General features: G+C 68.4%; 8 protein-coding genes. 4 read left to right on the forward strand and 4 right to left on the reverse strand.

The window, feature by feature from the left end:
* Positions 1–69: 69 nt before the first annotated feature.
* From JGS39_RS36870 to JGS39_RS36880, 3 genes are all read right to left on the reverse strand, one after another.
* Complete coding sequence (locus JGS39_RS36870; RefSeq protein WP_306084235.1) at positions 70–873, reverse strand: carbohydrate ABC transporter permease; 804 nt, start codon at positions 871–873, stop codon at positions 70–72.
* A 110-nt stretch (positions 874–983) separates the two neighbouring features.
* The gene (locus JGS39_RS36875) at positions 984–1,868 is read right to left on the reverse strand and encodes a carbohydrate ABC transporter permease (protein WP_219574128.1); all 885 of its coding nucleotides are present in this window, start codon (positions 1,866–1,868) and stop codon (positions 984–986) included.
* A gap of 105 nt (positions 1,869–1,973) precedes the next feature.
* Positions 1,974–3,287, reverse strand: coding sequence for an ABC transporter substrate-binding protein (locus JGS39_RS36880; protein ID WP_306084234.1), 1,314 nt, complete (start codon positions 3,285–3,287; stop codon positions 1,974–1,976).
* A gap of 288 nt (positions 3,288–3,575) precedes the next feature.
* Here JGS39_RS36880 and JGS39_RS36885 point away from each other — a divergent pair, with 288 nt between their 5' ends.
* Entirely contained in the window at positions 3,576–4,589 is a 1,014-nt protein-coding gene (locus JGS39_RS36885; protein ID WP_306105659.1) for a LacI family DNA-binding transcriptional regulator, read from the forward strand.
* Between the two features lie 272 nt (positions 4,590–4,861).
* Here the strand turns inward: JGS39_RS36885 and JGS39_RS36890 are convergent, their stop codons facing one another.
* Positions 4,862–5,791: a LysR family transcriptional regulator gene (locus tag JGS39_RS36890; protein ID WP_219574129.1), complete on the reverse strand. Its 930-nt coding sequence runs from the start codon at positions 5,789–5,791 to the stop codon at positions 4,862–4,864.
* A gap of 126 nt (positions 5,792–5,917) precedes the next feature.
* Here JGS39_RS36890 and JGS39_RS36895 point away from each other — a divergent pair, with 126 nt between their 5' ends.
* The 3 genes from JGS39_RS36895 to JGS39_RS36905 all read left to right on the forward strand — a co-directional run.
* Positions 5,918–6,682 (forward strand): SDR family NAD(P)-dependent oxidoreductase, encoded by a 765-nt coding sequence (locus JGS39_RS36895; protein WP_219574130.1) that lies wholly within the window; start codon positions 5,918–5,920, stop codon positions 6,680–6,682.
* 223 nt (positions 6,683–6,905) lie between these two features.
* Complete coding sequence (locus JGS39_RS36900) at positions 6,906–8,120, forward strand: FAD-dependent monooxygenase (protein WP_219574131.1); 1,215 nt, start codon at positions 6,906–6,908, stop codon at positions 8,118–8,120.
* Between the two features lie 23 nt (positions 8,121–8,143).
* Positions 8,144–8,885, forward strand: a 742-nt coding sequence (locus tag JGS39_RS36905) for a cupin domain-containing protein (protein ID WP_236065900.1), incomplete at its 3' end; no start/stop codon positions are given.

The raw sequence follows: 8,885 nt of genomic DNA on the forward strand, positions 1-8,885 counted from the left end.
GCTGAGGGGGGAGCAAGGGGGGACCCTTCTTTCACGTGCGGGAGCGGGCGGGCATGGTGAGGGCCGGGGTCAGCCCTTGACCGCTCCCGAGGTGAGGCCCTTCATCACCTTCTGGTTGAGGAAGAGGTAGATCAGGAGGGTGCCGAAGACGTTGATGCAGATGGCGGCGAACAGAGGCCCGTACTGAGTGGCGCCGAAGTCGCCGGTGAAGTTGAGCAGGCCGACCTGGATGGTGCGCAGGTCCTGGTTGTTGGTGAACGTCAGCGCGATGAGCAGGTCGTTCCAGATGAAGAAGAACTGCACGAGGCCGACGGTGAGCAGCGCGTTGCGGACCATGGGCACGCTGATGGTCCAGAAGGCGCGCAGGATGCCCGCACCGTCGATGGTGGCCGCTTCGAAGAGTTCGCGGGGAACGGTCCGGTAGTAGGTGGCCATCATGAAGACGGTCAGAGGGAGGCCGGTCCCGGTGTAGGTGAGGACGAGCGGCCACAGGGTGCCGGACAGTCCGGTCTGAAAATACACGGTGAACAGGGGCAGCAGGATCATCTGCGGCGGGACCATCATGCCCGCCAGGAAGACCAGCAGGGTGAGGCTCCGGCCCTTCCACACCATGATCTGCAGGGCGAACCCTGCGGCCGTGCCGAGGAGGAGCATCAGGGCCAGAGCGGGCAGAACGGCGAGGAGGCTGTTCTGGACGTAGAGCCCGAGGTGGCCGGTGGTCCACGCCTCGGTGTAGTTGCCCCACTCCCATGTGGTGGGCAGGCCCCAGGTGGAGTTGTTGAGGTAGTCGTCGTTGGACTTCAGTGACGTCAGGAACATCCAGATCAGCGGGTAGATCTCGACGACCAGGAGCACCGTGACGACGATCTTCACCCATAGCCGGCGCGGTGCCCGGGCCGTGTGTATGGGTCCGCCGCTGCCGGACGGCCTCCGGCCTCGGTGGCCTGCGGAGGTTTTCACCGGTGTGTCGATGGCCATGGCGTTCAGCTCTCCGAGAGGTCGCGCCGCGAGACGCGGTAGACGGCCAGGCTCACCAGCAGGCACACCACGGTCAGCAGCAGGGCGATGGTGCTGCCGTAGCCGTAGTCGCTGTAGGTGAACGACGTCTGGAACATGTACAGGGTCAGTGGAGTGGTGCCGCTGCCCGGGCCGCCGTTGGTCAGGGCGACGACGGAGTCGAAGACCTTGAGCGTCCCGTTGATGCTGAAGATCAGCGACGACATCAGTACGGGCAGGGAGAGCGGCAGCACGATGTGCCGGATCAGCCGCAGCCCCGAGGCCCCGTCCAGGCGCGCCGATTCGAGGACCTCGTCCGGGATGTCGACGAGGCCGGCGAAGAGCAGGACTGCGTAGAAGCCCATGGAGCGCCAGATGTCCATGAGGATCAGGACCCAGAACGCGCTTCCCGCGCTGCCGAAGAAGTCGATGGAGTCGAGCCCGACCGCGTTGAGCAGGGAGTTGACCGGGCCTGTCTGCGGTGCGACCTGGAAGAACTTCTGGAAGAGCAGGCCCACAGCGACCGTGGGCAGCACCACCGGGAAGAAGGCCAGTGTGCGGATGAGCCCGGAGGACTTCTTCAGGAAGAAGACGTACAGCAGGGCCAGGAGGTAGCCGGCGACGATCTGGCCGACCGTGACGAGGGCCGCGTATCTGAGGGTGAACCAGAGGGCGTCGCGGACGGCGGGGTCGTCGAACAGGCGGGAGAAGTTGGCGCCTCCGTTGCCGGTGAATCCTTCGATGGTGTTGCCCTGGGTGAAGGAGTACCCGAGGGACCACACGATGGGGACCAGCATGATCAGTGAGTAGACGAGAAGGGCGGGACCGAGCAGGATCGCTATGGCCCTGCGGTCACCGAGTACGCGGTGCATGGATGGTGTCCAGTTCGTTTCCGTTGAAGAGACCTGCCGGCAGGGTGCCGGGGGCGGCCCGCGCGGGCTGTGCGGGGAGGAGGCACGGACCGCCCCCGGCCGGTCTCACTTGGCGGTCAGCGCGTCCTGAACGGTCTGCATGAAGGCCTCGGGCTTCATGCTCCCGGTGACCAGTCCGGCCGCGTTGGTCTGGCTGACGGTGGTGGCCTTGGTGCTGAACAGGGCCTCGAACCACAGCACGTTGCGCTGGGACTCACTGATCGTCTTGCGGACCTGGGTGGTGACGTCGTTGGCGTCCATCACCTCGGTGTTCACCTTGAAGCCGGATATGGAACCGTGGTCCTTGAGCGCTGTGCTGCCGTAGTTCTTGGTGATGCAGGAGACCCAGTCGCCGGTCTTCCCGTCGAAGGACTTGGCAGCGAGCGTGATGCCGAGGCCGACGTTGGAGGGGTACTGGTCGATGGCCCCCGCGCCGCCGGAGACCGCGGGGAAGGGCATGAAGCCGACGTTCTCGGCACCGACCTTGTTCTGCTTCTCGTCGGAGATGTTCGCCAGCGCCCAGCTGCCCATGTAGAACATGGCGGCCTTGCCGTTGAGGAACTGGTTCATCGCGGTGTCGTAGTCGATGGATCCGACGCCCTTGCCGAAGTAGCCCTTCCTGCCGAGGCCGGCGATCTCCTCGGCGGCCTTGACGTACTCCGGGTCGGTGAGCTTCGCCTTGCCGTCGGCGACCGCCTTCAGGGCGTCCGGGCCGAGGCTGCGGTAGAGGTAGCCGCTGATCAGGCGGGTCAGCGGCCAGCCCTGCTGGCCCGATGCGGTGAACGGCTGCACTCCCCCGTCCTGCAGTTTCGCGGCTGCCGACACCAGTTCGTCCCATGTGGCCGGGGTCTTGAGGCCGTTCTCCCTGAAGAGCTTCTTGTTGTAGAAGATGCCCTCGACGTTGTACTCGTACGGGAGCACCTCCAGCTTGCCGCCGTAGAGGGCCTTGATCGTGGAGACGGCGCCCGGCTCCAGCTGGTCGTACACGCCGAGTTCCTTGAGCTCCTTCTCGAGGTCGGCGACCTTGCCCGACCTGGCCAGCTGCTGGGTGAGGGCGGGGGCGTTGCCCGCCGCGAACTGCACCGGCAGGGCGTCCTGGCCGGCCAGCAGCTGGAGCTTCTGGTCCAGGCTCGCCTGCGGCACGGTCTCCACCTTCAGCGGCAGTGCTTCGTTCGCCGCCTTGCAGGCGCCGCCGGACATGGAGGTCAGTGCCGTCTTCACCGTGGTGTTCTCGGTGACACTCAGGTAGCTGAACTCCTTGGGTGCGGCCGAGGAGCCGCCGCTGCCGCCGCAGGCGGTGGTGAGCAGCGCGAGAGAGGCGGCGCCTGCCGTGAACAGGCTCGGACGCTTACGGCGGACACAGGGCATACGAACGGACACGAGAAGACTCCCGGAGGTCTTTGAGAGAGAGGCGTGGAACGGAGAGCGGCCACGAGGGAACAGCGGATCCGGCTGCACGGAGAATCGCGTATAACGTTCTCCACTACGAAGTGGGCAACACCCTGCACCGCCGTCCCTGATCCGTCAAGACACGGAGCCTTAACACTGGCAACGCAGCGGTATCCTTGAGGAAACTCAGGCATCATCATGTAGACCGTTACACCAAACACAACGAGAAGCGGAGCAATGACGATGGGCGGGCCTGCTGCGGGCAAGCAGAACAAACGGGTGACCATCACAGACGTGGCGCGGCACGCCGGCGTGTCGGTGGCCGCGGTCTCCAAGGTGATGCGCAACGCCTACGGCGTGAGCCCGGCCATGCAGGAGAAGGTCCGGGCAGCCATCGCCGAACTGGACTACCGTCCGCACGCGGCGGCACGCGGGATGCGGGGACGGACCTACACCATCGGGGTTCTCCTGGACAACGTCCGGAACGCCTTCTTCGCGGACATCCTCGACGGGATCCAGGAGGAACTGCGTCACGGCGAGTACACGGTGCTGATCGGTGCGGCCGGCTTCGATCCCGAGGAACAGGCCAAGACCATCCGGGCCCTGGTCGACCGCCAGATGGACGGATTGATCCTCATCGCTCCGGGGACCTCGCGCGCCGAGGTGCTGGCGACGGCCGCGGCCACCCCTACCGTGGTCATCGGGCACCACGACAGCGCCGACACCCACGACTCCGTGGTCGACGCCGATGACACCGGCGCGGGGCTGGTCGTTGACCACCTGGTGTCGCTGGGCCACCGGGACATCGCCCTGGTCTCCGCCCCGGGCACGCGGGCGAATCAGTGGAAACGCACCCCCGAGACCGTCCTGACCGCCGGATACCGGGCAGCCATGGAACGGCACGGTCTCTCCGGGCACATGAGCGTGCATCACGCCGCGTACTCCGACGACGGCGGCTTCAAGGCGGGTATGACCCTGCTGACCGCGGAACAGCCGCCGACCGCCATCATGACCGGCGCCGACGTCGCGGCACTGGGCATCTACCGGGCGGCCCACGAGCTCGGCCTTCGCATCCCCGACGACCTCTCGCTCGTCGGTTACAACAACACCGCGCTCGCCGCCCTGGCTCCCGTCCAGCTCACCAGCGTCGACCAGGCCGGGCACACCATGGGCTCGTCCGCCGCACGCATGCTGATCGAGCGTGTGGAAGGCCGGCGGGACCGGGCCATGCAGACCTCCATGACACCGAGGCTGGTGGTCCGCGCCAGCACTACCGCCCTGCGCACGGATTAGGGGCTGTCCGGCGGACAGCCCCTCGCCCAGGGGCGCAGCGGGCACCCCTCCGTCGCGGCACTCTGCCCGGTTCGCCGGTCGGGGAACGGGGCAGCGCGGCAGGATCGCGTCCTGGGGGTGCGGGGCCGGCGAGGTATCTCATGTCACCAACTGTGCGTGCCTGCGCGCCGCGTTGACCAGCCCCGACGCCATCCGGGTTCCCGATCGCGGTGATCCGGGCCGTGGATGGCGTCGCGGCGGGAGAACCGGTGGGCCCGTGGCGGGACCCGTCGTCAGAAGCCCGTGTGGGCCTCGGGTGCGCCGACCATGCCGCGTCCTACCCGGGCGGTCGTTTCTCGGAGCCAGATGTGGGCGGCGTCGTGTGTGTGCACGGGATGCCACCAGAGCGCCTCCCTCAGCGGGACCGCCTCGTACGGCGGCTCGACCACATGGACTGCGGCGAGCGGAGCGAGAAGGCGGGCGAGGCGCGCCTGGATCAGGGTGATGCGCTGAGTGCGCTCCACCAGCATGGGCAGCAACTGGAAGTTGTCGACGGAGACTTCCACACGCGGCTCGATTCCGAGCATGCCGAGCTGGCGAACCGCCGGGGCGTCGTAGGTCCGCTGGTAGGTCACCCACGGCAGCCGCCCGAGATCCTCCCGGGTGAGCCGGTCGCCGACGCTCGGGTGGTCGTCGGCGACGAGGAACACCCAGCGGTCCTCGTACAGGTCGGTGGCGGGAAAGTCGCTGATGACACCGTGCGGCATTAGCAGTCCGTCGGTGGTGCTGAGCAGGGTGGCCGTCTCGTCGACCACGGTGGTCGGGGTCTGGGTGAAACGCAGCCGGATTCCTGGAGCCTCCTCGTGCACGACCCGGGCGAGTTCCGCGCCGAACACGGCGACCGCGTAGTCGGACGCCACGATCTTGAACTCGCGCGTCTCGCTCACCGGATCGAACGCGGCCTGGCTGGCGAAGAGCCGTTCCATCACCTCGTAGGCAGTGGCGGTACGGGCCAGCAGGACCTGGCCGAGTGCGGTGAGCTCGTAGTGGCCGCCCACACGGGCGAGCAGGTCGTCGTCGAAATGGCGGCGCAGCCGGGCCAGGGCAGCGCTCATCGCGGGCTGGCTCAGCCCGACGCGCTGACCGGCGCGGGTGACGTTGCGCTCCTCGAGAAGAGCGCGCAGGGCGACGACAAGGTTCAGATCGAGACGGGCCAGATTCACGGGTTTCCCTCTGCGTTGGGGCACCGACCGGCGGGTATACAGAACTTGGATGGGGGCCATCCACAGAATCAATTTCCCTGATCGTCGGTGCGGGGTCCAGATTAGTCCCACCGCAGTCAGGAGGACATGTTCGTGAACCCCGTACCGCACCCCAGGGCTCTGGACGGCAAGGTCGTCGTCGTCACCGGCGCGGCTCGCGGCCAGGGCGCCGCCGAGGCCGCCGCCCTGGCCCGCGAAGGCGCCCAGGTCATCGCGACCGACCTGGAACCCGTGGGCGGCTGCCGTCGCCTGGACGTGACCAGCGAGAAGGACTGGGCCGAACTCGCCGCCGAGCTGCGGGAGGCGTACGGGCACGTACACGGACTGGTGAACAACGCCGGCATCACGTGGCGCGCCCGCGTCGGCGAGGTGCGTCCCGACGACATGGCACGCGTCCACGCCGTCAACGTCACCGGCCCGCTTCTCGGCATTCAGCACCTGATGCCCCTGATGCCACCGGGTTCCTCCATCGTGAACGTGGGCTCCTCGGCGGCCCTCACCGCCCACTACCCGGTCGCCTACACGACCAGCAAGTGGGCTCTTCGGGGCCTCTCGAAGACGGCGGCGCTGGAGCTGGGGCCCCGTGGAATCCGTGTCAACACGATCCACCCCGGCTACATCGAGACCGAGATGACCGCCTCCGCCTCCCCCGCCTTCCGGGAGACGAACATCCGCGAGACCCCGCTGGGGCGCACCGGAACCGTCGAGGAGGTCGCACCGCTGGTCGTGTTCCTGCTGTCCGACCGGTCGTCGTTCATCACCGGTGCCGAGATTCCCGTCGACGGCGGCCTCACGGCCCACGGTGGCGTCAAGTCCGTGTCCGACGCCCTGCGCCCAGCCGGTCCCGGGTAGCCGGCCAGGCCGCCGAGGCGGTCGCCGGCCTCCTCACGCACCCGCAGAGCCCCACGGCCGCCTGCCGGCAGCCCCGGATCTCCTCCACCACGGCGTCGGCATCGAGGCAACACTCTCGCCACATGATCAGTACACCAATGATTGCTCTACGGATCACTGAGTGAAGTTCTCGCCCCGCCTTTCACCCCATCGGTGTCCCGCACTTCCTGAACAAGGAGGCCATATGTCCCTGACCCCTGCTCCCCATCGCATCGCCGTAGTCGGCGGCGGCATAGGAGGCCTGGCCGCCGCACTGTCGATCGCACGCGCCGGTCACCACGTGACTCTCGTGGAACAAGCAGCCCGGTTCGCGGAGATCGGCGCCGGACTGCAGCTCGCCCCCAACGCCTCTCACGCCCTCGACGACCTGGGCGTGCTGGGCGCGGTCCGGCGCACCGCGGTCGCCCCGCCCCGGCTCGTGATGATGGACGCCCTGAGCGGAGACGAGGTCGCCTCGCTCGATCTGCGCAGCGCGGCGTACACCCGGCGCTTCACCTATCCCTACCTGGTCACCCACCGCACGGATCTGCACGCGGCACTCCTTTCGGCCTGCCAGGAACACCCTTCCGTCGCCCTGCGCACCGGGCACACGGTCACGCACGCCGAACAGGACGGATCAGGGGTACGTCTGCACTTCGCCGGGACCTCCTCGGAACTGACCGCTGACGCGGTCGTGGCCGCGGACGGACTGCACTCGCGACTGCGCCGGGCCCTCGTCGGCGACGGAGAGCCGGTCTGCTCGCGGTACGTGGCGTTCCGCGGTGCCCTTCCCACGGACAGGATGACCGGCCGGATGTCGCAGCACGCCGCCTCCGAGGCCGTGATGGTCTGGGCCGGGCCGCGGATGCACCTGGTGCAGTACCCGGTCCGGCGCGGCGAGCTCTACAACCAGGTGGCCGTCTTCGAGAGCGACCACTACACGCCGGACTCGGACGCCTGGGGCACCGAGGCCGAGCTGGAGGAGCGCTTCGCCGGGACCTGCCGGACCGTGCGTGACGCCCTGCCGCTCATTGCGCGGGACCGGCGCTGGCCCCTGTTCGACCGCCTGCCCACCGACAAGTGGGTCCACGGCCGGATCGCCCTGCTGGGTGACGCCGCGCATCCGATGCTCCAGTACCTGGCACAGGGCGCCTGTCAGGCACTGGAGGACGCCGTCGCACTCGGCCGGGCTCTCGGCCGGTTCTCCGATCCGGCCGACGCGTTCGCCGCGTACGCCGGTCAGCGCCGCGAGCGAGCGGCCCGCATCCAGACCGGTGCCCGCCGCTTCGGCGAGATCTGTCACCTCGAAGGCATGGGTGCCACGCTCCGCAACGCGCTCTTCGCCTCACGCGGGCCCGACGACTTCGACGACGTGTCCTGGGTGTGGACGCCGGCCCCGGCGGCCGTCACCGCCCCATGATCCCGTCACCTCAGGAGGACACCATGACGACCGACGATCCCGCCTACCAGGCCCTGCCGGCTCTCGGGGCGGCTCCGCTGTGGCGCTTCTACGGCAACCTGTTCCCCGCCGAACCCCGGAGCCGCGCCGTGCCCTACCGGTGGAGCTGGCGGCAACTGCGGCCCCACCTGCTGCACTTCTCCGAGACCCTCTCCCTGGACGAGGCCGAGCGGCGGGTCCTCATGCTCGTCAACCCCGGCCTTACCGATCCCCCGGCCACCGTCAACACGCTCTACGCGGGCCTCCAGATCATCCTGCCCGGTGAGACGGCACAGGCGCACCGGCACACGTCCAACGCGTTCCGGTTCGTGCTGGAGGGCAGCGGTGCGTGGACGACGGTGAACGGCGAACGCGTGTTCATGGCCCCGGGGGACCTGCTGCTGACGCCCGGTTGGCAATGGCACGACCACACCCACGAGGGCGACGCGCCGATGATCTGGCTCGACGCTCTGGACTACCCGCTGGTCAACGCCCTGGAAGCCGGGTTCTACGAGAAGTACGACCAGCGCCTCCAGCCCGTCACCCGTGCCGACGACGCGGGCAGCAGGCAGTTCCTCCACGGCCGGCTCAACCCCGTGTGGCTCGCCCAGGACGGTCCCAGCTCCCCCGTCACCCGCTACACCTGGCAGGAGACCGAACGGTCGCTGGCGTCCATCGCCGACACCGCGCACGGAAGCGATGTCGACGGCATCGTGCTGGAGTACACCAATCCGTGGACCGGCGGCC

The organism is Streptomyces poriferorum (genome assembly GCF_019399235.1).
Lineage (GTDB): Bacteria > Actinomycetota > Actinomycetes > Streptomycetales > Streptomycetaceae > Streptomyces > Streptomyces poriferorum.

Bases quoted from the DNA above. Each gene is read 5' to 3' on its own strand.
- JGS39_RS36900 (WP_219574131.1), top strand. From the start codon at position 6,906: ATGTCCCTGACCCCTGCTCCCCATCGCATCGCCGTAGTCGGCGGCGGC.
- JGS39_RS36895 (WP_219574130.1), top strand. From the start codon at position 5,918: ATGTTCGTGAACCCCGTACCGCACCCCAGGGCTCTGGACGGCAAGGTC.
- JGS39_RS36875 (WP_219574128.1), bottom strand. From the start codon at position 1,868: ATGCACCGCGTACTCGGTGACCGCAGGGCCATAGCGATCCTGCTCGGT.